This window comes from Sphingomonas sp. (assembly GCF_965227385.1).
Lineage (GTDB): Bacteria > Pseudomonadota > Alphaproteobacteria > Sphingomonadales > Sphingomonadaceae > Sphingomonas.
This window is the reverse complement of the sequence record NZ_OZ245750.1, coordinates 750620-771916: the sequence shown is the minus strand read 5'-3', so window position 1 is coordinate 771916 and position 21297 is coordinate 750620. Positions and strand designations below refer to the sequence as shown.

At 68.1% G+C, this 21297-nt stretch carries 20 protein-coding genes; 7 read left to right on the top strand and 13 right to left on the bottom strand.

What is annotated here, in order from left to right; all coding sequences use genetic code 11:
• Positions 1 to 96 precede the first annotated feature (96 nt).
• On the top strand, positions 97 to 999 hold the full coding sequence (gene era, locus ACO05N_RS03620; protein WP_422055824.1) for a GTPase Era: 903 nt from the start codon (positions 97 to 99) through the stop codon (positions 997 to 999).
• Here the strand turns inward: era and ACO05N_RS03615 are convergent.
• Positions 996 to 1694: an NAD-dependent deacylase gene (locus tag ACO05N_RS03615; RefSeq protein ID WP_422055823.1), complete on the bottom strand. Its 699-nt coding sequence runs from the start codon at positions 1692 to 1694 to the stop codon at positions 996 to 998. The two genes, era and ACO05N_RS03615, sit on opposite strands and share 4 nt — an antisense overlap.
• A complete protein-coding gene (locus ACO05N_RS03610) occupies positions 1687 to 2682 on the bottom strand; it encodes a ligase-associated DNA damage response exonuclease (protein ID WP_422058698.1) in 996 nt (331 codons plus the stop codon). The genes ACO05N_RS03615 and ACO05N_RS03610 overlap by 8 nt, the downstream gene beginning before the upstream one ends.
• An 89-nt stretch (positions 2683 to 2771) precedes the next feature.
• Between ACO05N_RS03610 and ACO05N_RS03605 the strand changes: the two genes are divergently transcribed.
• The 4 genes from ACO05N_RS03605 to pdeM all read left to right on the top strand — a co-directional run bounded on the left by ACO05N_RS03605 (position 2772) and on the right by pdeM (position 7142).
• Positions 2772 to 2957 (top strand): hypothetical protein, encoded by a 186-nt coding sequence (locus tag ACO05N_RS03605; protein ID WP_422055822.1) that lies wholly within the window; start codon positions 2772 to 2774, stop codon positions 2955 to 2957.
• Positions 2958 to 2978: 21 nt separating this feature from the next.
• Positions 2979 to 5387, top strand: a complete 2409-nt coding sequence (locus ACO05N_RS03600; protein ID WP_422055821.1) for a ligase-associated DNA damage response DEXH box helicase — start codon at positions 2979 to 2981, stop codon at positions 5385 to 5387.
• 98 nt (positions 5388 to 5485) lie between these two features.
• The gene (locus tag ACO05N_RS03595) at positions 5486 to 6433 is read left to right on the top strand and encodes an aspartyl protease family protein (RefSeq protein ID WP_422055820.1); all 948 of its coding nucleotides are present in this window, start codon (positions 5486 to 5488) and stop codon (positions 6431 to 6433) included.
• Positions 6434 to 6464: 31 nt separating this feature from the next.
• Positions 6465 to 7142, top strand: a complete 678-nt coding sequence (pdeM, locus tag ACO05N_RS03590) for a ligase-associated DNA damage response endonuclease PdeM (protein WP_422055819.1) — start codon at positions 6465 to 6467, stop codon at positions 7140 to 7142.
• A gap of 42 nt (positions 7143 to 7184) precedes the next feature.
• On the opposite strand, the gene ACO05N_RS03585 is transcribed toward pdeM, so the two are convergent.
• The 6 genes from ACO05N_RS03585 to ACO05N_RS03560 form a co-directional block, all read right to left on the bottom strand.
• Positions 7185 to 7898, bottom strand: a complete 714-nt coding sequence (locus tag ACO05N_RS03585) for a head GIN domain-containing protein (protein ID WP_422055818.1) — start codon at positions 7896 to 7898, stop codon at positions 7185 to 7187.
• Between the two features lie 46 nt (positions 7899 to 7944).
• Positions 7945 to 8673: a head GIN domain-containing protein gene (locus tag ACO05N_RS03580; RefSeq protein ID WP_422055817.1), complete on the bottom strand. Its 729-nt coding sequence runs from the start codon at positions 8671 to 8673 to the stop codon at positions 7945 to 7947.
• Positions 8674 to 8786: 113 nt separating this feature from the next.
• The gene (locus ACO05N_RS03575) at positions 8787 to 9320 is read right to left on the bottom strand and encodes a CarD family transcriptional regulator (protein ID WP_422055816.1); all 534 of its coding nucleotides are present in this window, start codon (positions 9318 to 9320) and stop codon (positions 8787 to 8789) included.
• 276 nt (positions 9321 to 9596) lie between these two features.
• Positions 9597 to 9938 (bottom strand): ferredoxin FdxA, encoded by a 342-nt coding sequence (gene fdxA / locus ACO05N_RS03570; RefSeq protein ID WP_327516958.1) that lies wholly within the window; start codon positions 9936 to 9938, stop codon positions 9597 to 9599.
• A gap of 106 nt (positions 9939 to 10044) precedes the next feature.
• Positions 10045 to 10320, bottom strand: coding sequence for a S4 domain-containing protein (locus ACO05N_RS03565; RefSeq protein WP_422055815.1), 276 nt, complete (start codon positions 10318 to 10320; stop codon positions 10045 to 10047).
• 4 nt (positions 10321 to 10324) lie between these two features.
• Positions 10325 to 12799, bottom strand: a complete 2475-nt coding sequence (locus ACO05N_RS03560; protein WP_422055814.1) for a helicase-related protein — start codon at positions 12797 to 12799, stop codon at positions 10325 to 10327.
• A gap of 231 nt (positions 12800 to 13030) precedes the next feature.
• On the opposite strand from ACO05N_RS03560, the gene ACO05N_RS03555 reads away from it, so the two are divergent.
• Together ACO05N_RS03555 and ACO05N_RS03550 are read left to right on the top strand one after the other, a co-directional pair.
• Positions 13031 to 14536 carry a peptidoglycan DD-metalloendopeptidase family protein gene (locus ACO05N_RS03555; RefSeq protein ID WP_422055813.1) on the top strand — a complete coding sequence of 502 codons (1506 nt, stop codon included), beginning with the start codon at positions 13031 to 13033 and terminating at the stop codon, positions 14534 to 14536.
• Positions 14533 to 15216, top strand: a complete 684-nt coding sequence (locus tag ACO05N_RS03550; protein WP_422055812.1) for a LamG-like jellyroll fold domain-containing protein — start codon at positions 14533 to 14535, stop codon at positions 15214 to 15216. Before ACO05N_RS03555 ends, ACO05N_RS03550 begins: the two co-directional genes overlap by 4 nt.
• An 81-nt stretch (positions 15217 to 15297) precedes the next feature.
• Here the strand turns inward: ACO05N_RS03550 and ACO05N_RS03545 are convergent, their stop codons facing one another.
• The 5 genes from ACO05N_RS03545 to ACO05N_RS03525 form a co-directional block, all read right to left on the bottom strand.
• On the bottom strand, positions 15298 to 16971 hold the full coding sequence (locus ACO05N_RS03545; protein ID WP_422055811.1) for an ATP-binding protein: 1674 nt from the start codon (positions 16969 to 16971) through the stop codon (positions 15298 to 15300).
• 72 nt (positions 16972 to 17043) lie between these two features.
• Positions 17044 to 17811: a TIGR02186 family protein gene (locus tag ACO05N_RS03540; protein WP_422055809.1), complete on the bottom strand. Its 768-nt coding sequence runs from the start codon at positions 17809 to 17811 to the stop codon at positions 17044 to 17046.
• Positions 17808 to 18722, bottom strand: a complete 915-nt coding sequence (locus tag ACO05N_RS03535) for a sulfite exporter TauE/SafE family protein (protein WP_422055808.1) — start codon at positions 18720 to 18722, stop codon at positions 17808 to 17810. The genes ACO05N_RS03540 and ACO05N_RS03535 overlap by 4 nt, the downstream gene beginning before the upstream one ends.
• Positions 18723 to 18827: 105 nt before the next feature.
• Complete coding sequence (locus ACO05N_RS03530; RefSeq protein ID WP_422055807.1) at positions 18828 to 19847, bottom strand: hypothetical protein; 1020 nt, start codon at positions 19845 to 19847, stop codon at positions 18828 to 18830.
• On the bottom strand, positions 19844 to 21220 hold the full coding sequence (locus tag ACO05N_RS03525; RefSeq protein ID WP_422055806.1) for a glycosyl transferase family protein: 1377 nt from the start codon (positions 21218 to 21220) through the stop codon (positions 19844 to 19846). Before ACO05N_RS03525 ends, ACO05N_RS03530 begins: the two co-directional genes overlap by 4 nt.
• Positions 21221 to 21297: the final 77 nt, after the last annotated feature.

Genomic DNA, 21297 nt, shown 5'->3' with positions numbered 1-21297 from the left:
GTCCGGCGCCTGTGCTATAACGTCAATGGATGCGCCCGCGGATGGGTGGACCCCGGCACAAGGCCGGGGTGACGATGAATTTTGGACGGAGTGGTTTTGGACAGCGAAGCACAAAAATGCGGCCTGATCGCCGTGGTCGGCGCGCCCAATGCGGGCAAGTCGACATTGGTGAACGCATTGGTCGGGCAGAAGGTGGCGATCGTCAGCCCCAAGGCGCAGACGACGCGCGCGCGGCTGATGGGGATCGCGATTGAGGGCGATGCCCAGCTGTTGCTGGTCGATACGCCGGGGATTTTCGATCCGGCGCGGCGGCTGGACCGCGCGATGGTCGCCGCCGCCTGGGAAGGATCGCAGGGCGCGGACCTGATCGCGCTGGTCGTCGACGGCAAGGGCGGGATCGGGCCGAAGGTGCGCAGCGTCGTCGCGGGGCTGAAGGACCGGCGTGAACGCAAGATCCTGATCCTCAACAAGGTCGATATCGCCGACAAGCCGCGCCTGCTGGGCCATGCAGCGAGCCTGAATGAGCTGGCCGAGTTCGAGGATACGTTCTTCGTGTCGGCGACGACCGGGGACGGCGTAGCGGAGCTCAAGGCGGAGCTGGCCAAGCGCATGCCGGAGGGGCCGTGGCATTTCCCGGCGGATCAGGTGTCGGACGCGACCGACCGGATGCTCGCGTCGGAGATCACGCGCGAGCAGCTCTATCACCTGCTCCACGCCGAACTGCCCTATGCCACGGCAATCGAGACCGAGCGCTATACCGAAAAGCCCGACGGGTCGGTCGAGATCTACCAGCAGATCCTGGTCGAGCGCCCGACGCAGCGCGCGATCGTGCTGGGGCAGGGCGGGTCGAAGATCAAGGAAATCGGGTCGCGCGCGCGAGCCGAACTGGCGAACCTGCTGGGGGTCAAGGTCCAGCTGTTCCTGCATGTGAAGGTGCGGCCGGGCTGGGAAGAGGATCGGTCTTTGTATCGCGAGATCGGGCTGGATTGGGTCGACTAGACGAGCAGCGAGTTCACCCATTCAGGTACCAGTGTGCCTGCGGGGCCGAGGCGGCTTTCCGCGAACCACGCGCTGCCCTCCGACCGGTCGAGGTTGAGTTCCAGCGTGTCGGCGCCGTGGTAGCGCGCGGTGCGCACGAAGCCGGCGGCGGGATAGACCGCGCCCGACGTGCCGATCGACACGAACAGGTCGGCGCGGGCCAGCGCGGCGTCAATCACCTCCATGTGATAGGGCATCTCGCCGAAAAACACGATGTCGGGGCGCAGCGCGGGGGCGTCGCAGGATGGACATGGCGTGCCGGGCGGGAGCGGGTCGGGCCATTCGCTCTGCACGCCGCACAGCGCGCACAGGGCGGACTTCAGCTCGCCATGCATGTGGAGCATGCGTTTCGATCCGGCGCGATCGTGCAGGTCGTCGACATTCTGGGTGACCAGCAGCAGCTCGCCTTGCCACTGCGCGTCGAGCCGGGCGAGCGCGTGGTGCGCGGCGTTGGGTTCGACCGTGGCCAGATTGGCGCGGCGCTCGTCGTAGAAGCGGTGGACGAGGTCGGGGTCGCGCGCGAGCGCTTGGGGCGTGCAGACATCCTCGACGCGGTGGCCTTCCCACAGCCCGCCGGGGCCGCGGAAGGTGGCGACGCCGGATTCGGCGGAGATGCCGGCGCCGGTGAGGATCACGATGTTGCGGATGTCAGTCATCCTCGTCCTCATAGCCCGAAAGTTCGAGGGCGCGCGCCTTGATCTGGTGGTTGCGGCACCAGTGGACCAGCGCGTCTTCGCGGCCGTGGGTGACCCAGACTTCCTTTGGCGCGATTTCGCGGAGGGTCGTGGTGAGTTCGTCCCAGTCGGCATGGTCCGACAGGATCAGCGGGAGTTCGATGTTGCGCTGGCGCGCGCGCTGGCGGACGGTCATCCAGCCACTCGCCATCGCGGTGACCGGGTCGGGCAGGCGGCGCGACCAGCGGTCGTTGAGCGCGCCGGGCGGGGCGAGGATGATGCGGCCCTGAAGCTCCTTTTTGGCGACGCCGGTGGCGGGGCGCAGTTCGCCGAGCGCGACGCCATGGTCGATGTACAGGTCGCATAGCCGCTGAAGCGCGCCGTGGATGTAGATCGGGTCGTCGAACCCCATGCCGCGCAGTTCGGCGATCACCCGCTGCGCCTTGCCCAGCGCATAGGCGCCGACCAGCACGCAGCGTTCGGGTTCGGCGCGCAATGCGGCGAGCAATTTGTCGATCTCGTCGGTGGTTTCGGGATGGCGGAAGACGGGGAGGCCGAAGGTCGCTTCGGTCACGAACACGTCGCATTTGACGGGACGAAAGGGTTCGCAGGTCGGGTCGGGGCGGCGTTTGTAATCGCCCGAGACGACGATGCGCTCGCCGCGATGGTCGAGCACGATCTGCGCCGAGCCGAGGACATGGCCGGCGGGGACGAAGCCGATCTCGACGTCCCCCGCCTTCACGGTTTCGCCATAGGCGACCGGGCGGCCGGTCTGTGGGCCGTAGCGCGCCTCCATGATCGCGAGGGTTTCGGGGGTCGCCCATACCTCGCCATGCCCGCCGCGTGCGTGATCGGCATGGCCGTGGGTGACGAAGGCGCGGGCCTTGGGTTGCGAGGGGTCGATCCAGATGTCCGGGCCAGGGACATGGATGCCTTCGGGATGCGGAGTGATCCAGTCGCCCAGTGCCATGGATGCGATATGCGCGAGCGTGCCGCTCGGTTCCAGTCGGATCAATCGCGGACCGCTTTCGTTGAGGTGGCAGCGAAGGAGATGATGACATGGTGGACAGTGGCGGCGGCCTGTGGGGCGTAATGACGATCCTCGGCCCGATCATCCTGGGCGCGGTGATCCTGTGGGCGATCCTCAACAATCGCACGAGTGCGCGGGAGAAGCAGCGCACCGAGGACGCGACGCGCGAGATGTATGATGCGCAGAATGAAGAGGATACGCGACGCGAGCCGTAAGCCTGCGCTAAGACGTTGCGCGTGAGCGATCTTCCGGCGCCATTGACGAACTGGTTCGCGGCGCGCGGATGGGCGCCGCGGCGGCATCAGTTGGAGATGCTGGCGGCAGCGCGGCGGGGAAGCCATGCGCTGCTGGTTGCGGCAACGGGAGCGGGCAAGACGCTGGCGGGGTTTTTGCCGACGCTGAGCGAACTGATCGAAGCGCCGACCGATGGGCTGCACACCCTTTATATCTCGCCGTTGAAGGCGCTGGCGGTGGACGTACAGCGCAATTTGCTCACCCCGATCGAGGAGATGGGGCTGAATATCCGGGTCGAGACGCGGACGGGCGATACGTCGCATGAGAAGAAGGTGCGCCAGCGCGCGCGGCCGCCACAGATCCTGCTGACCACGCCAGAATCGTTGAGCCTGTTGCTGTCCTATGAGGACAGTTTCCGCATGTTCGCCGGGCTGAAAACGCTGGTGGTGGATGAGGTCCACGCCTTTGCCACCGGCAAGCGTGGCGACCTGCTGGCGCTGGCGCTGGCGCGGTTGCAGGTGATTGCGCCGGAGATGCGGCGCGTGGCGCTGTCGGCGACGGTGGCGGACCCCGACGGCTATCGCGCGTGGCTCGCGCCGCATGGCGACATCGATTCGGTCGAGCTGGTGGTGGGCGAGAAGGGAGCGGACCCCGATATCGCGATCCTGCTGCCAGAGGGGCGCGTGCCATGGTCGGGGCATAGCGGCGTCTATGCCATTCCGCAGGTGATGGCGGAGATCGAAACGCACAACACCACCATCGTCTTCTGCAACACGCGCGGCCTGTGCGAACTGGTGTTCCAGAATCTGTGGAAGGCGAACGATCTGCAGCTGCCGATCGGAGTGCATCATGGCAGTTTGAGCCTGGAGGCGCGGCGCAAGGCCGAGCAGGCGATGGCCGACGGCAAGCTGCGCGCGCTGGTCGCGACCGCCAGCCTCGATCTGGGCGTCGATTGGGGCGATGTCGATTGCGTGATCCAGATGGGGGCGCCCAAGGGCAGCTCGCGGCTGTTGCAGCGGATCGGGCGCGCCAATCACCGGCTGGACGAATCGAGCGAGGCGGTGCTCGTGCCGGGCAATCGCTTCGAATATCTGGAGGCGCGTGCGGCACTCGACGCGGTCGAGGCGGGCGATCTGGATCCGGATATCTTCCGCCCCGGCGCGCTCGACGTGCTGGCGCAGCATGTGATGGGTGTCGCGTGCGCAGCGCCGTTCGAGGCCGGGGTGTTGCTGCGCGAGGTGCAGGGCGCGCTGCCCTATTCGGCGCTGGATGCCGAGACGTTCGACCGCGTGCTGAATTTCATTGCCGATGGTGGCTATGCGCTGCGGGCATACGACAAGTTCAAGCGTCTGACGCGCACGCCGGACGGGCTGTGGCGGGTGACCAAGCCCGCCTTTGTTGCGCAGCATCGGCTGAATGCCGGAATCATCGTCGAATCGCCGATGCTGGACGTACGGTTCAAGAATGGGCGGCGGCTGGGCAAGGTCGAGGAGAATTTCGGGTCGCAGCTGTCGCCCGGTGACAGTTTCTTCTTCGCGGGAATGGCGGTCGAGGTCGAGCGGGTCGAGCTGACCGATGTGATCGTGCGCGCGACCGCGAAACCGGCGCGGATCGTGTCCTATACCGGGCTGCGGCTGTCGATCAGCTCGACACTGGCGGAGCGGGTGCGGCGATTCCTGGCCGATCCGGCGGAGTGGGCGCGCTTTCCCGACGATGTGCGCGAATGGCTGGAGGTGCAGCAGCGCCGCTCGCAACTGCCAGCGCCCGGGCGGTTGCTGGTCGAAACCTTCCCGCATGAGGGGCGGCACCATATGGTGGTGTACAGCTTTGAGGGGTGGAATGCGCATCAGTCGCTCGGCATGCTGGTGACGCGGCGGATGGAGGCGCTGGGGCTCAAGCCGATCGGGTTCGTCGCGAACGACTATGCGCTGGCGGTGTACGGGCTGGAGCCGATCACCGATCCGGTGGCGCTGTTTTCGCCCGATATCCTGGAGGATGAGTTCGTCGACTGGGTGCAGGGGTCGGCGCTGCTCAAGCGCGCATTCCGCGAGGTGGCGATCATCGGCGGGCTGGTCGAGCGGCAGCAGCCGGGGAAGAAGAGGACCGGGCGGCAGGTCACGTTTTCGACCGACCTGATCTATGACGTGCTGCGCAAATATGAGCCGGATCATCTGCTGCTGAAAGCCGCCTGGGCCGATGCGCGCGCGCGGATGACCGATGTCGGGCGGCTCGCGCATCTGCTCGATACCGCGGCGGAGCAGATGGTGCATGTCGACCTCGATCGCGTCAGTCCGATGGCAGTGCCGGTGCTGATCATGATCGGGCGCGAGACGGTGGCGCAGGGCGCAGCGGAGGACGCGATGCTGATCGAGGCGGAGGCGCTGGCGGTCGAGGCGATGCGGGTGGATTGAGCGGGGTTTCGCGCCGTGCCTTGAGCATCGCGCGCCCGCCAACGCCGGTCCGACAAACGGCAATTGCTGCGCAGCATCGGGAGGTGTAGGATCGCGCGATGCGGTCACTTCTCCTCATGCCGCTTTTTGCAGTCTTTGGCGCACAACCTGCGCCCGAGACGGCATCGCCTGCGCCGTCGGCGGCTGAGGCGGATGGCGAGATGGTCGCGCTGGGGACGCTCGCGACGCGCATGACCGTCCCGGTTTCGATCGGGGGCGCGGCAACCCAGCCGTTCGTGATCGACACCGGTGCCGAACGATCGGTGGTGTCGCGCCAGCTGGCGCAGCGGTTGCGGCTGGCCGCAGGGCCTCAGGTACGGCTGACCACGATGACCGGGAGCGCGCGGGTATCGACCGTCATCGTTCCCTCGCTCAGCGTCGGGCCGGTGCGCGACCGGGGCGCGTTCCACGCCCCGGCGTTGGAGGCCGTGCATCTTGGCGCGCATGGGCTGTTGGGGGTCGATCAGTTGCAGGGCCATATGGTCGCGATCGACTTCACGCGGCAGGAAATGACGGTGCGTCCGTCGCGCGGCGTGTCGCGGCCCAGCGTCTATAGTCGCGATGCAGATGAGATCGTCGTCGTCGCGCGCAGCCGCATGGGCCAGCTGATCGTGACCGAGGCGGAGTTCGAGGGACAGCGCGTTACCGTTGTCCTGGACACCGGGTCGCAGATCAGCATGGGCAACCTGGCGCTGCAGCGCCGGCTGCGCAAGATCAGGATGGAAGGCCCGATCGAGCTGACCAGCGTGACCGGCGAGAAGATGATGGTCAATTATCACATCGCCGACGATGTCCGCATCGGCGGTGTGCGGATGAGCGGCGTACCGGTCGCCTTTGCCGATATCCCGCCCTTTGCCCATTTCGGCCTGGAGGAGCGCCCGGCATTGATGTTGGGCATGGACGCGCTGCGCGCGTTCCGCCGGGTCGAGATCGATTTCCCGGCGCGCCGCGTGCGCTTCATGATGACGCGCAGCAGCGTGCCGCAAACCGGCACGCGGATCGGTTGACGCGCCGCGCCGCGCGCGCGATAGCGGGCGCATGGTTCCCTTTTCGTTCGCCGGCCATGAGTTATGCGCGCTGCCCGAGGCGGCGCTGTTCTGGCCGGCGCGGCGGGCATTGATCGTCGCCGATCTGCATTTCGAGAAAGCGAGCTGGTTCGCCCGCTGGGGGCAGCTGCTGCCGCCCTATGACAGCCTGGCGACGCTCGACGCGCTCGCGGCGCTGGTCGCGCGGACGCAGGCTCGCGAGCTGTGGTGCCTGGGCGACAGTTTCCATGATTCGGCGGGGTGCCAACGCCTGCCGGAGGTGGCGCAGCAGCGGCTGCGGGCGCTGACCGACGCGCTGGACTGGACGTGGATCACCGGCAACCACGATGCGGCGCTGGCCGAACAGGTGGCGATCGATCATTGCGGCGGGCGCGTCGCGATCGAGGCCGAGGTCGATGGCCTGTTGCTGCGGCACGAAGCCGAGCCGGGCGAGCTACGGCCCGAACTGTCCGGGCATTTCCACCCCAAGCTGCGCATTCGTGCGCGCGGCCGCGCGGTGGCGCGGCGCTGTTTCGTGGCGAGCGGGACCAAGCTGATCCTGCCGGCATTCGGTGCGCTGACCGGCGGGCTGGATGTCGACCATCCGGAGATCGTCCGCGCAGTCGGGCGCGGCGCACAGGCGCTGGTGCCGCTGGAAGACCGGCTGCTGCGCTTTCCGATTGCGGCGTGAGTGGATCTTATTCTCTCCCGCCAGGGAGAGGATGGATGGCCATTATCTCCGCCGTTCGGTCTTGCCGGTGCAGCTGGCGGGCCCGGGCCCGCTGATCAGGCAGGCGGCGTTGCCGGTAACGCGCACGGCGCCGGTGCCCAGCGACGCGATCTGGGCGGTGTAGCGAGCGGTGAAGCGGCTGTCCCCGGCGCTTTGCGACTGGATGATCAGATCGTTGACGCGCATGCCGGTCGCGTCGATCGATCCTGCGCCATAGCTGCCGAAGCGGGCGGTGCGGGTCATGCCGCCCTTGATTCGCACCGCGCCGGTGCCGGTCAGTGTGACCGCGAGCTGGTCTGCGTCGAGCTGTGCGATGTTGAGCGACCCCGCGCCATTGACGCCCAGGTCGATCCGCTGCCCCGCGATCCGGTCGACCTCGACCGAACCGCCGCCATTGATGTTGATACCGCGCAGCCCGCGTGCACCAACGGTGATCGTCAGCGGCCCGCTCGCCTCGTTCCACCCCTCGAACGTCTGGTTGCGGGGGCCGATGACCAACTGGCCACCCATGTTGCGGACGCTGACCTGGTCGAGCGCGCGGCGGTCGCCGGTGATCACCGCCTTGGGCGGCTGGCCATCGATCAGCTTGACCAGAAACGGCCCATCGACGCGCAGCCGTTCGAAGCCGGTGAGCATGACGGTGTTGCTCTCCGACGCCTGCGGAACGGGTGCCGCCGCCGAGGCGAGCAACAGGATGGGGAGAGCAAGCAAGCGCATAAGGCGGGCATCGCACCGATTGCCCGCCCCGCGCAAGTGACGTGACTCAGCTACAGCGCGCGTCGCCCGAGCCCACCTTGCTGACCGAGCACTTTGCGCCGCCGGTCAGTTCGACATCGCCCGATCCGATCAGCGAGATATCGGCCGGGCCGTTGACCTGCGCGCGGACATTGCCCGAGCCGGCGATCGAGATATCGGCCTTGGCCGATTTGAGGCCGGTCGCGGTGACGTTGCCCGACCCGGCGATCGAGATGTCGAGCGCGGAGCTGGTCCCGCCGGAGATCGTCACGTCACCCGATCCGGCAATCGCCAGATCGGCCTTGCCCCCCGCCAGCGCGGCGATGGTCATGTTGCCCGACCCGGCAATGGCGCCATCGAAATCGCCCTTGGCCTGGTCGATCGTCATGTCGCCCGATCCGGCGATGTCGGCGCTGGCGAGCGCGGGGAGGGTGACGATGATCTTCGCGCCCTTGTTTCCGCCCCAGTTCCAATCGCCATCCTTGCGCCCGATGCGCAGCGTGTCGCCGTCCTTGCGGATTTCGAGCCGGTCGAGCAACGCGCTGTCACCCTCGGCGGTGACAGCGAAGGCGCCGGTGCGTACTTCGACATCATCGGCGCCGCGCAGCGACACGCCGGTGAAGTCGGCGACCTGGAAGCTCCGCGTCGTGCCCTGGCCACTCGGCTGAACGACATCGCCGCTCATGCCGCTGGCGAAATTGCACGCCGACAGCGACAGCGCGGCGGTGGCGACAAGTGCGATGCGGAAGCGGGTCATCGGGTCTCTCCCATGTGTATTGGTGCGATAATACACGTTGCGCGCGCATAGGGCAAATGAAAAGGGCGGCCCCGCAGGACCGCCCTTGTCGCTACCGGACCGGCGTCGCGCGATCAGGCGCTCGCCTTGTCCTTGTTGTAGATCGCGGCAGAGGCGCGCAGGATGTCGAGCAGCTTTTCGAGCGCAGCCTTCTCGTCGATCTGTTCCATCGCGGCGAGCTCGCGCGCGAGGCGCGAGGCGGCGGCTTCGAAGATCTGGCGTTCGGAATAGCTCTGCTCGGGCTGGTCGTCGGCGCGGAACAGGTCGCGGACCACTTCGGCGATCGACACAAGGTCGCCCGAGTTGATCTTCGCTTCATATTCCTGGGCGCGGCGCGACCACATGGTCCGCTTGACCTTGGGCTTGCCCTTGAGCGTGTCGAGCGCTTCGCGCAGCGTCTTGTCGCTCGACAGCTTGCGCATGCCGACGCTTTCCGCCTTGTTGGTCGGAACGCGCAGGGTCATTTTCTCTTTTTCGAAGCGGAGCACGTACAGCTCAAGCTGCATGCCCGCGATTTCCTGTTTCTGGAGTTCGATCACACGGCCCACGCCGTGCTTGGGGTATACGACATAATCGCCGACATCGAAGGACAGCGCCTTGGCAGCCATGTGCGGGAAGCCTTTCTTTTGAACTCACGCCCCTGAAGGGATTGCGCCACGGGCCCGGTGCGGTTACCGGGCGGGTGAAGCCGGTTCGGGGCAAATCAACAACGGTCTCCAGTACCGAAACGCGATTCCTCACGTTCGGCGCGCTGTTTAACACAGATGCAATAAAATTACCACCCTGGAATCCATGGGGATTGCAGGGTGCGCGGGCGTGTCTGTTTTAGGTGCAGCTTTGTTGACGGGTGCCGTGGCCGGCCTGAGTCCGGCCCGGCTGAACCCTCAGTCGCCCGCGCCGGGTTCGGGAGAGAAATACTTCTCGTACTTGCCCTCTTCGCCCTTGTGCGCGTCGGCGTCTTCGGGGGTCTGGCCGGCGTTGCGCGTGACGTTGGGCCATTGCGCCGAGAAGGTGTTGTTGAGCTCCAGCCACTGTTCCAGCCCGCTTTCGGTGTCGGGCAGGATCGCTTCGGCGGGGCATTCCGGTTCGCACACGCCGCAATCGATGCACTCGCTGGGGTTGATGACGAGCATATTCTCGCCCTCATAGAAGCAGTCGACCGGGCACACCTCGACGCAGTCCATATATTTGCAGCGGATGCAGGCGTCGGTGACGACATAGGTCATGGCAGGTACGGCCCCTCATGCGCCCCTGGCGGGCGGTGATCTATCGCCTTCTGCTATGCAAGCCTCTCGGCAAGGTCAATCAAGACGCGCTTTCTGCGATACATTCTCAATCTTGGGCGGGGGCAGCGCCCGGCGTGAGTTCGGTGTAGCAGTCGCGCGCTTCGGCGGGCGGGCCGCGTCGGTGCGGTAGCGTCTCAATCCGCACCACGCGCACTTTTCCGCCATGGGTGACGAAGGCGAGCACGTTGCCGGGGCGGACCGGCAGGTGCGCGCGCTCGACGCGGCGCCCATCGATGCGGAAATGCCCGGATTCGGCGAGCGCGCGGGCGAAATTGCGCGAGGCGGAGATGCGCGACCACCACAAAAAGCGGTCGAGCCGCATCGCGTCAGCCATCGATCAGATCCGCAAGCGCCGCAAAGGCATTGTCGCGCGGGGCGGGCTTGGGCTTGGCGAGCGGGGTCAGCCCCTTCCACACCCAGCGCTGCGGCTGGCCTTCGCGTCCGCGCAGCGCCTGAAAGCCGAGCTGCGCCATCAGCCGCGCCAGCGTGTCGGCGGTCAGACCCATCGAGGTGGCGAGCGCGGGATCGGGCGCGAAGGGCGCGCGCCCCTTTCTGGAGTCATGCGCGGCGCGGGCGATCCGCTCGGCCAGGTCGATGCGCACAGCCTGCTGCCCGAGCGGGCGATAGCCATGGTCGAGCGAGGCGCCGGGCGCGGCGCGGGGAAGCACACTGGCGCCATCCGCCGGTCCCTCGCCCAGGTTCAGCAGCGCGCGGCGCGCGGAGGCGGCGCGCGGCTTGAGCAGGCCGGGCATGAACAGGTCGAGCGTGCCGATGACCAGCCCCGCCTTGCGCAGCCGCTTGCGATCATCGGCGTCGAGCGCCTCGACCAGCGCGCCCGCGGCGCGGCGCGGCAGCAGCCCGCCGGCCTGAGCCAGCTGACCGGCGAGCGCGCGCACGCGGCTGCCAGCAGTCGCATCGCGGCTCAATGCATCGAGTGCGGCGAGATCGGGCAGTTCGGCGGCGATGCGCGCCTCGAGCCACGCGGCGATGCGCGCGCGGACGGCGTTGCGCGCGGGCGGATCCAGGCTGTCGAGCGTGCGGCACAGGCGCAGCGTGGGCCGCAGCGGGTTGGCGGTGGCGTCGAGATGCGCGACGCGCGCGCCGCGCCAATGCACCTCCGCCCCGACCCGCGACAGCGCGTCATCGGGCGCAGACGCCAAGTCGGCGGCGCGGCGGCGCAGTTCGGGGGCGAGGCCCTTCTCGGCGGCGGCGAGCAGCATGCGCTTGTCCCCCGCGCGCGCATCGGGCGACACCGCGAAGTGAAAGCCGCTGAGCTGGCCGAGCACATGGTCCTCGACCGTCACCTCACCCTCCGGCCCGATCACGACGGGCAGGTGCGAGGCGTCCGCGCCGATCTGGCGCAGCAGCACGGTGGTGCGCTTGTCGACGAAGCGCTGGGTGAGGCTGGCGTGGAGCGCATCGGACAGTTTTTCCTCCAGCGCGCGGGTGCGGTCGGCCCAGTGCGACGGATCCTCCAGCCAGTCGGCGCGGTGCGCGATATAGGCCCAGCTGCGCGCGGCGGCGATCCGCCCGGCGATGCTTTCGACATCGCCATCCATGCGGTCGAGCCGAGCGATCTCGTCGGCGAACCAGATGTGCGGGATATGCCCGCGGCCCTCGCTCAGATGGCGGAACACGCGCGACACGAAGCGGGTGTGGGGGTCGAGGCCGAGCTTGCGGAAATCGGGCAGGCCGCACGCTGCCCACAGCCGCGCGACGGCACGCGGCGAGCGGACGCGGTCGCGCACCCAATCCTCGTCGGCAAGGCGCTTGAGTACCATCAGGTCGGTCGCCTCGGGCGCGGCGCGCAGCATCATGTGGTCGGGCTTGGCCTCGAGGCTGGCGATCAGCGCGTCGATGCCGGACAGGTCCGGCTCGCCCTCGCGCCAGTAGAGATGTTCGAGCGGGGGGACGCGATGCCCCTCGATCGCCGCGATTTCCTCGGGCGTGAACGCGCCGGGGCCTTCCTCGACCAAGGCGCCGAAGGTGCCGTCGCGCTGGTGCCGTCCGGCGCGCCCGGCGATCTGCGCCATTTCGGCGATGGTCAGGCGGCGCTGGCGGCGGCCGTCGAACTTGTTGAAGCTGGCAAAGGCGACATGGCGCACATCGAGGTTGAGGCCCATGCCGATCGCGTCGGTGGCGACGAGATAATCGACCTCGCCCGCCTGAAACATCGCGACCTGGGCGTTGCGGGTGCGGGGGGACAGCGCCCCCATCACCACCGCCGCGCCGCCGCGCAACCGCCGCAGCGCTTCGGCCACGGCATAGACCTCCTCCGCGCTGAACGCGACGATGGCCGAGCGTTTGGGCAGGCGCGAGAGCTTCTTGGCGCCGGCATAGGACAGCGTCGAGAAGCGCGGGCGGGTGATGATCTCCGCGTCGGGCACCAGCTTGCGCAGCACCGGGCGCAGGCTGTCCGACCCCAGGATCATCGTTTCGTCGCGGCCCCGCGCGCGCAGGATGCGATCGGTGAAGACATGGCCGCGTTCGGGATCGGCGCCGAGCTGCCCCTCGTCGAGCGCAACGAAGCTCACCTCGCGGTCGAGCGGCATCGATTCGGCGGTGCACAGGAACCAGCGCGCTCCGGGCGGGACGATGCGCTCTTCGCCCGTGACCAAAGCCACTTCCTTCGGCCCCTTGAGCGCGACCATCCGATCATAGACCTCACGCGCCAGCAGCCGCAGCGGGAAGCCGATGATGCCGCTGGAATGCGCCGCCATTCGCTCGATCGCCAGGTGCGTCTTGCCGGTGTTGGTCGGGCCGAGCACGGCAGTGACCGGACTGGTTGGGGAACGCGTCATCGTCCGCCAAGATTGCCCCGAGTCGCTGGCAGCGCAAGGCACTGCGCGGGGGGTTGCTTAGCGATTTCGGTTAACAACACGCCCCATCCCCGCACCGGCACGACTCGCCGCAAGACCATCGCGACTCCGGCCTGCTTAATTTGACATTAGCATCTGCTGTCCACAACCGTTCGGGCCGGTGCCGGGGGAACGGCAATTCGTTCAAACGATTGTGACTGGGGGCAGCGCGCCTTGTTTCTGCGCAGCGAACATGGACCGGACCAGGCGGGCGGCGCGGCGGCATTGTCGTTCGGCCGCGGCGTCGATGTGCGCAAGCCCGGTTTGGTCGAGCGCTTCTACGAACGTTATCCCGATTTCGAGCTGATCCCCGATCTGGGATCGCGCATCGGTAGTCGCGAGTGGTTTCGCGGCGCCGCTACCTGCGCAGGCCTGTGCGCCTTCGTCTATCTGCTGTCGCCCGGTTTCGAACGACCGATCTTTGGCAGCGTACCGTCGGCGCATGCCGCCAGTGCCGATCTGATGCGCGCCCAGTCGATCGCGCCGCTGGACAAGGGCGGGGCGACCGGCACGAAGCTTGCCGCCAGCCGGCTCGTCACGCCGCTCACCGACACGCCCGAGCGGCCGATCATCCAGCACAGCGTAACACTGGGGTCGGGCAGCGGGCTGCAGGCCGCGCTCGCCCGCGCGGGGGTCGGTGCGAGCGAGGCTGCGACCGCCGCTGACCTGATTGGCGATGCGATGGCGCTGGGCGACCTTAAATCGGGCACCCAGCTCGACCTGACGCTGGGTCGCCGGGTCGACAAATCGGCACCGCGTCCGCTGGAAAAGCTGGCGTTCCGTGCGCGCTTCGACCTCAGCCTGGAACTGGTGCGCACGCCGACTGGCCTGGCCCTCAACGAAATTCCGATCGCGGTCGATCATACCCCGCTGCGTATTCGCGGCCGGGTCGGGGAGAGCCTGTACCGCTCGGCGCGCGCCGCAGGTGCGCCGTCGCGCGCGGTCGAGGCCTATATCCGGTCGATCGCCACGCGGGTGCCGATCAGCCGGGTCGGGTCCGACGCAGAGTTCGACATCATCATCGAACAGGCGCGCGCCGCGACCGGCGAAGTGCAAATGGGCAACCTACTCTTTGCCGGCCTGAATGGCGGCGGATCGGGCAAGGTTCAGCTGGTCCGGTGGGAAGAGGACGGCAAGGTCAGCTGGTATGACGGTGCCGGCAAGGGCGAGCGCAAGGGCACGATGGCGATGCCGGCATCGGGCCGGATCAGCTCGGGCTTTGGCCTGCGCCGCCATCCGGTGCTGCGCTTTACCCGGATGCACAAGGGGCTGGACATCGCCGCCGGCCATGGCGCGCCGATCCGTGCGGCCAATGACGGGGTCGTGGCATTCGCCGGACGCAATGGCGGCTATGGCAATTTCGTGCGACTCAATCACAGCGGCGGGATGGGCACCGGCTATGGTCATATGAGCCGGATCGCGGTGCGTGGTGGCCAGCGGGTCAGCCGAGGTCAGGTGATCGGCTATGTCGGGTCGACCGGCATCTCGACCGGGCCGCATCTCCATTACGAACTTTATCGCAACGGCGTCGCGATCAACCCGCGTTCGGTTTCCTTCTCGGTCGTCCAGCAACTGGGCGGCAACGATCTGCGCGCGTTCAAGTCGAAACTGGCGCAGCTGCTCGCGGTGCCGGTCGGCGGCACGCGGGGCAAGCCCGCGCAGACCGACGCCGCCGAGTGATCGGTCGCCGCGCGCTGATTGCCGGGGCGGCGTTCGCGTGCGCCGCGCCGGCCTTCGCCCAACGCCGCACCGAAATCTGGACCTTCGATTCGCTCAAGCGCATCGGCGGCCTTGCGCCGCGCGTGATCGGCGCGCCGCGGCTGATCGACAGTCCGTTGGGCAAGGCGGTGCTGTTCGACGGCGTGCGCGACCAGCTGCTGATTCCGCGCCACCCGCTTGCCGGCACGCCGCGCTTCACCTGCGAGGCGCTGTTCCGCCCCGATGGCGGGGCATTCGAGCAGCGCTGGCTCCACCTGGAAAGCGGCGACGGATCGGCCGCGACGGCGAAGGACGGGCAGCGGATGCTGTTCGAAATCCGCACCGAGGGCAGCGAATGGTGGCTCGACACCTTCCTGCTCGGCCCCGGCTACCGCGCGCCGCTGATCGACCCCGCCAAGCGCTGGCCGGTCGGGCGCTGGCACCATGTCGCGCAAAGCTATGACGGGCGGGTCTATCGCGCCTTCGTCAACGGGGTGGAGCAGGCGCGGGCGGAGTTGGCCTTTGTGCCGCAGGCGCCGGGCGTGGCGTCGGTGGGCATGCGGATAAACGCGGTGAGCCCATTCAGGGGGGCGGTGCGCGCTGCGGCGTTTACGCGGGGGGTGGCGCTGGAGCCGCGCGACTACGTCCTGAAGCTCTCCTAACCTCCTTTTGCCCTGAGCCTGTCGAAGGGCCGAAGCGCTACGCTTCGTGCTTCGACAATCTCAGCACAAACGGACGTTGGATTACCGCCCCTGCGCGCGCCAGCGGCGGATGGTGCGGTCGAGGATCTGGTCCTCCCCACCCATGTGTCGCCACAGTTCGGAGAAGAGCGGGTCGCCCGATGCCGGTCGCTTTGCCTCGTCGAGCGCGTCGAACGCGACGCGCACCGGGGTGGCGACGCCTTCGCCGACCATGATGCACTCGCGGTTGCGCAGCGCGGGGATGGCGTCGAGGAAGCCGCGTGCGCCTTCGGGCATGGCCGCGCGCACGAATGCCTGGTCGCGATCGTTGTTGAGGCGCATCGAAATGATCGTGCCGCACTGCGACAGCACGCCTTCGGCCAGGTCCGACGGGCGCTGGGTGATGAGGCCGAGCGATACGCCGTATTTGCGGCCTTCCTTGGCAATGCGGCTGAGGATGCGGCCGACCGACGATCCATCGGCGTTGCGCTCGTTGGGAACGTAGCGGTGCGCCTCTTCGCACACCAGCAGGACCGGGCGCTGCGCCTCGCCGCGCGACCAGATCGCATAGTCGAACACCATGCGGCTGAGCACCGCGACGACCACGCTGGTAATCTCGCTCGGCACGCCCGACACGTCGATGATCGAAATCGGCTTGCCGTCGCCGGGCAGGCGGAAGATGCGGCTGATGAAGCTCGCCATCGTGTCCGACACCAGCATGCCGCTGAACATGAAGGCGTAGCGCGGGTCGGCCTTGATCTCGTCGATCTTGCCCTTGAGGCGCAGATAGGGGGCGGTGTCGGTCGCCTTGTCCATCTTGCCCATTTCGAGCTGAAGGATCTGGGTCAGGTCCGACAGCAGATAGGGGATCGGCGCATCGACGGTCAGCTTGCCGAATTCGGCGGCGAGCCGGTTCTTTTGCTTCGCCATCAGGATGCAGCGGGCGAGGATGTCGGCATCGACCTGACGGTCCGATCCGTCGGTGGTCAGGAACACTTCGCAATGTTCCTCGAAGTTCATCAGCCAGTACGGCATGGCAAGGTTCGACACGTCGAACAGCGCGCCATTGGTCTTGAACGCGGCCGAATATTCGCCGTGGGGATCGATCATCACGACATGGCCCTGCGGCGCGAGCTCGCAGATGCGGTGGAGGATCAGCGCGGCGGCGGTCGACTTGCCGGTACCGGTCGATCCGAGCAGCGCGAAATGCTTGCCCAGCATCGAATCGATATAGAGCGCGGCGCGGATGTCCTTGGTCGGATAGACATTGCCGACTTCGATATGCGCGCGGTCGTCGGCGGCGTAGATCTGTTTCAGGTCGGCGGTCGAGACCGGGAAGACGGGCGTGCCGGGCACGGGATAGCGGGTGACGCCGCGGCGGAAGCTGTAGAGCTTGCCGGTCAGCTTTTCCTCATCGCCCTCACCGAGGAAATCGACCTGCGCGATCACCGCGCCGCTGCGGTCATCGAGGCGCAGGGTGCGGACATTGGCGATCAGCCAGCTGCTGCCCACGCGCAGTTTGATCTGGCTGCCGACCGTGCCTGCCCCGGCCACCGCAGGATCGGCGCTGGTCGCGAGGGTATCGAGCGCGGCCATGTCGAACACGACCTCGCTGGAGGCACCGCCGATCGCCGACACCGCACCGATGCCATGCGCGGCAGCGGCACCCGCTGCGCTGCTGGCCTCACTGGCCGGACGGATGCGGTCAAAGCGCTGGCCGCCCATGTCTTCACTCATCACGCGCAGCTGCTCCCCCTGCAAACAGGGTGTTTCTACGGACTGTGGGTAAAGAAGTGGTTGGTGGAAGCGCTAGAATCTTCGGAAGATCGCCCCGGCGGCCCAGCCGAACCCGATCGACAGCAGGACGGCGGCGATGCCGTACAGGATCGAGTTGCGCTCCGCCGCGCGGGCGACCCAGCGCTCGAAGCCGGATTTGCGGATGTCGATCTCCCGCACTGCGGCGGCCAGCACGCGACCGTCGCGGATCAGGAAGGTTTCGGCGGTGAAGCGCCCGACCGGCACGCGCGCCGGGATCTGGATGCGGCCGCGATACAGGACATTGTCGGTAATCTCGACCGTGCCCGGCGCTTCGTAATAGAGGCCGGCGCGACGCTTCAGATCGACCAATCCTGCGTCGAAGCGCGACTGGACCGCCGGCGCGGCGCCGGATGCGGGGGAGAGCTGGAGGCTGTCGAGCCCGAGTTCGTAGATGGCGCGGGTGCGCGCATCGACGATCCGGTCGATCGGGCGCGACGAGGCGATGGCGTAGAAGGACGGTGCCGAGCGGTAGCGCGTGCGGTCGGCATTGACCCAGATGCCCGCGACCCGCTGCTTTTCGCGCACCAGCACCGATTCGGTCGGGCCCTTGACCACCACCACGATGTCGGTGGGCGGATCGCCCGGGCGCGGCGCGGTGTTGCCCGGCTGAACGATCGCGCCGAACAGCAGCAACTCTGCGCCGGTGAAGGAGTAGATGATCTCGATCTCGCGCTGCGACACGTCTGGGACCAGCGTGGGCTTGGCCTGACCCAGCAACAGCGGCGCGGCGAGCGCGAGGAGGAGCGCGGCCCGCCTCATCCCAGCTCGACCGAATAGATCTCGTCCGGCTGCCAGGCGAGGCCGAGCACCATGCGCAGCGCGACGAGCAGCACCATCGCGCCGAGTGCCAGGCGCAGATATTCGGGCCGCGCGCGGGCAGCGAAGCGTGCGCCGAGCTGCGCGCCGACCACCGACCCGAATAGCAGCAACGCGGCGAGCACGATGTCGACCGCCTTGGTCGTCACCGAATGCACCATGGTCGCGGCGGCGCTGACAAACAGGATCTGGAACAGCGACGTGCCGACCACGACCTGCGCCGGCATGCCGAGCAGATAGAGCATCGCCGGGATCAGGATGAATCCGCCGCCAACGCCGAGCAGCATGGTGAGAATGCCGGTGGCAAAGCCGAGCAGGAGCGGGGCGAGCGGGGAGATGTAAAGCCCCGAGCGGTAGAAGCGCCAGCGCAGCGGGAGCGCGGCGACCATCGGGTGATGCCGCCGCCGCCGCGCCCGTGTCGTCACCCCGGTCCGCGCCGAGCGGATCGCGCCGAGCGATTCGGACAGCATCAGCCAGCCGATCGAGCCGAGCATCACCACATAGAGCAGCGCGATCACCGTATCGATCTGGCCGCTCGCCTGAAGCAGGCGGAACAGCAGCGCACCGGCTCCGGAGCCGAGCACGCCGCCGCCGATCAACACCCACGCCATGTGCAGATCGACGCCGTTGCGGCGGAAATGCGCGAAGACGCCGGACACGCTCGCGCCCGTGACCTGGCTGGCTGCGGATGCCGCCGCGACGGTCGGCGGAATGCCATAGACGATCAGCAACGGGGTGGTCAGAAAGCCGCCGCCCACCCCGAACATGCCCGACAACATCCCGACGCCAAGCCCCAGCAACACGATGACCAGCGCGTTGACCGAGAGACTGGCGATGGGGAGATACAGGTCCATGAGGATGTCCTGCCTAGCCCCTCACGCCGCACTGCGGAAGGCCGCGCGGCGGATAGTTTGTTTCAGCAAGGCTGGTGACGCGATTGAGCGAAGCTGATTCCAGCGCTAGAAATCTGCGCCGAGCGTCAGCGCCGGACCGGACCCCGGTCGCGCGTCCCCGGCGACACGCTCGCGCCAGTCCAGCGCGATGCGCAGCGACTGCCCGGCAATCGGCACGGTGGTGACGGCGGTCGGGCCGATGTCCATGCGCGCCGACTCGCGCTGCGCCGCGCCCCAGGCACCAGCCCCCAGCGCCAGCCGCGCCGCGCCCGCGGCGGCGATCTCGCGGGTCACCCGCAGCGCGCCGTCGGCGAACGGTTCGACCCGCGCGCGCTTGACCGCGCCGACCTGCGCATAGCTTTCCAGCGCGAAGGCAAAGGGCAGGTCGATGCCGGTGACCCCGCCGACAACCGCGACGGCGGGGCCGGATCTGCCGCCGTCGAGCGCCAGCCGCTGTTCGGCGAGAAACCGCATCGGCGCGCGCCATGGACGCCACTCCACGCCCAGCGCCAGCTCACGCCCGGCTCCGGCCAGCGGCGTGGTGACGCGCGCAACAAGCGCCAACCGCCCGCGCCGATCGAGCATCCGGGCAATGCGCAGCCCGGCCTGGTCGCCGCCCAGCATCGACCCGCCGGCTCCGGCACCGCGCCGGGTGACGAACCATGCGCTGGCCTGCCAGCGGCCGGGGGCCGCACGCGGGGCAAGCATCGCGGGGGGAGCCGGGATGCGCGGCAGCTGCTCGACCTCCCCCATGCTGGTCCGTTCGGTGCCGAACGAGACCAGATTGAGCACGGCGAGGCTGGTCGGTGGTGGCGGCGCAGCGACGATGGCCGCAGCGGGGGCAGGGCGCCGTGCCGGCGGGCGCAATGCTGCGATGCGCGGCGCGATTCCGTCAGGAGGCGGGGTCGGGGCATGCACGACCGGTGCGGCCGTCGCGGGGCGCAGCGGCATCGCGGCCTTGATCGCTTCGGGCAATGTCGCGCCTTCGGGCCACAGCTGTACCACGCGCATCGCCGCCCAGCCGACCGCCACGATCGCGACAAAGCGCAAGGGCCGACCCCGGCCGGGCAAGGCATCGGCGTTCATGCCTTGCCCTCGTGCGACTCGGGAAAATGATGTGCGGTCTTGTCCCAGCGCGGCGGGCCCCCGCGCAACATCGGCCAATAGATCGCCAGGGCACGTCGCGCAGCGAGCAGTGCAATCACATTGGCGACCAGCACCCGCGGAATCGCCAGCGCGGCCTGAACCGGTCCGTGGCTCGCCCCTGTGAACGCGATCCGCATCGCCACTCGCCAGCCCAGCAGGGCGGCATTGATGGCAAGCAGCCAGCTCATCGGCCCAGCAGGGGTCGGGACCGGCGTCCCGACCAGCCAGTGTCCGACCAGCGACGCCCCCCACGCGACCAGCGCCAGATAGGCGATGGCGAGCACTGGAATCGCCAGTGTCGCGCGCCGGTCGCGCATGCGCATCCAATGTTCGCCCATCGACCCACCGCGCTGCCATCCGACACGGTCCCATCCTGCCAGCGCGATGCCGGTCAGCCAGCGCGCCTTTTGCCGCACCGCCGCAGGGAGGCTGGCGGGGAAATAGGCTCGCACCGCGATCAGCGCCCCCGCCGCATCGCGCGCGCGGACGAAGCGGGTGCGCCCGCCTAATGTGGCGACGGTCAGGCCCAGCTCATAATCCTCGGTCAGGCTGGCGGCATCGAATGGCTGACCGCCGCGACTGTCGGCAATGCGGCCCAGCATCGCGCGGCGGATCGCGCAGCCGACGCCTGCAAACGGGATTGCCGCGCCCAGTGCCGCGCGCACGATCAGATTCTTGCCATGGCTTTCGGCGAACTCGTCCAGATAGTGGCCGGCGACCAGGGGCGAGCGCGCGTCGGCCAGTGGCTGGACGGGCAGCTGTACCGCGTCATGGTCGGTCAGCCAGGCGGCGAAGACCGCCAGTTCGTCGGGATGGACCAGATCCTCGGCATCGTGCAGCACGACCGCCGCGCACGGCTCGCCCGCGGCCTCGTCGCGCAACAGCGCGCGCCACAGCGCATTGAGGCAATCGGCCTTGGTGGTCGGTCCCGGGGTCGGGCCGATCACCAACCGCACGCGTGGATCGGACGCCGCAACCTCCGCGACCGCCGCGATCGTCGCGGCATCGTTGGGATAGGTGCCGACATAGATGCGATAATCGGCCTCGCGATAGCGGGTGAGGGTCGCGCGCAGCATTGCGCCGATCACCGCCGCTTCCTCCCATGCGGGAATGAACAGCGCCATCGGCAGCGGTACCGCACCCAGGCTGCGCGGTACTTCGCCCAGCAACCGCGCACGAATGCGGGCAATGCCATAGGCCAGATCGATCAGCAGATCGTCGATCCCGCCGATCAGGAATCCGATCGCGGCGAACAGCATCGTTTCACGCGCGACACCGTCAATGACGAACAGGATCGTCGCGCTCGTTTCCAACCCGATTCCCCCCGATTCGGACGCGACACTGTCCGATTCGGATCATAGTGAATCAAGCGTAAACTCAGATGCTTGCG

Coding starts and splice junctions, on each gene's coding strand:
- ACO05N_RS03565 (WP_422055815.1), bottom strand. CDS start 10,320: ATGCGGCTCGACCGCTTTTTGTGGTGGTCGCGCATCTCCGCCTCGCGC.
- ACO05N_RS03545 (WP_422055811.1), bottom strand. CDS start 16,971: ATGAGTGAAGACATGGGCGGCCAGCGCTTTGACCGCATCCGTCCGGCC.
- fdxA (WP_327516958.1), bottom strand. CDS start 9,938: ATGACCTATGTCGTCACCGACGCCTGCATCCGCTGCAAATATATGGAC.
- ACO05N_RS03615 (WP_422055823.1), bottom strand. CDS start 1,694: ATGACTGACATCCGCAACATCGTGATCCTCACCGGCGCCGGCATCTCC.
- ACO05N_RS03540 (WP_422055809.1), bottom strand. CDS start 17,811: ATGAGGCGGGCCGCGCTCCTCCTCGCGCTCGCCGCGCCGCTGTTGCTG.
- ACO05N_RS03610 (WP_422058698.1), bottom strand. CDS start 2,682: ATGGCACTGGGCGACTGGATCACTCCGCATCCCGAAGGCATCCATGTC.
- pdeM (WP_422055819.1), top strand. CDS start 6,465: ATGGTTCCCTTTTCGTTCGCCGGCCATGAGTTATGCGCGCTGCCCGAG.
- ACO05N_RS03605 (WP_422055822.1), top strand. CDS start 2,772: ATGGTGGACAGTGGCGGCGGCCTGTGGGGCGTAATGACGATCCTCGGC.
- ACO05N_RS03560 (WP_422055814.1), bottom strand. CDS start 12,799: ATGACGCGTTCCCCAACCAGTCCGGTCACTGCCGTGCTCGGCCCGACC.
- ACO05N_RS03595 (WP_422055820.1), top strand. CDS start 5,486: ATGCGGTCACTTCTCCTCATGCCGCTTTTTGCAGTCTTTGGCGCACAA.
- ACO05N_RS03575 (WP_422055816.1), bottom strand. CDS start 9,320: ATGGCTGCCAAGGCGCTGTCCTTCGATGTCGGCGATTATGTCGTATAC.
- ACO05N_RS03530 (WP_422055807.1), bottom strand. CDS start 19,847: ATGAACGCCGATGCCTTGCCCGGCCGGGGTCGGCCCTTGCGCTTTGTC.
- ACO05N_RS03585 (WP_422055818.1), bottom strand. CDS start 7,898: ATGCGCTTGCTTGCTCTCCCCATCCTGTTGCTCGCCTCGGCGGCGGCA.
- ACO05N_RS03535 (WP_422055808.1), bottom strand. CDS start 18,722: ATGGACCTGTATCTCCCCATCGCCAGTCTCTCGGTCAACGCGCTGGTC.
- ACO05N_RS03580 (WP_422055817.1), bottom strand. CDS start 8,673: ATGACCCGCTTCCGCATCGCACTTGTCGCCACCGCCGCGCTGTCGCTG.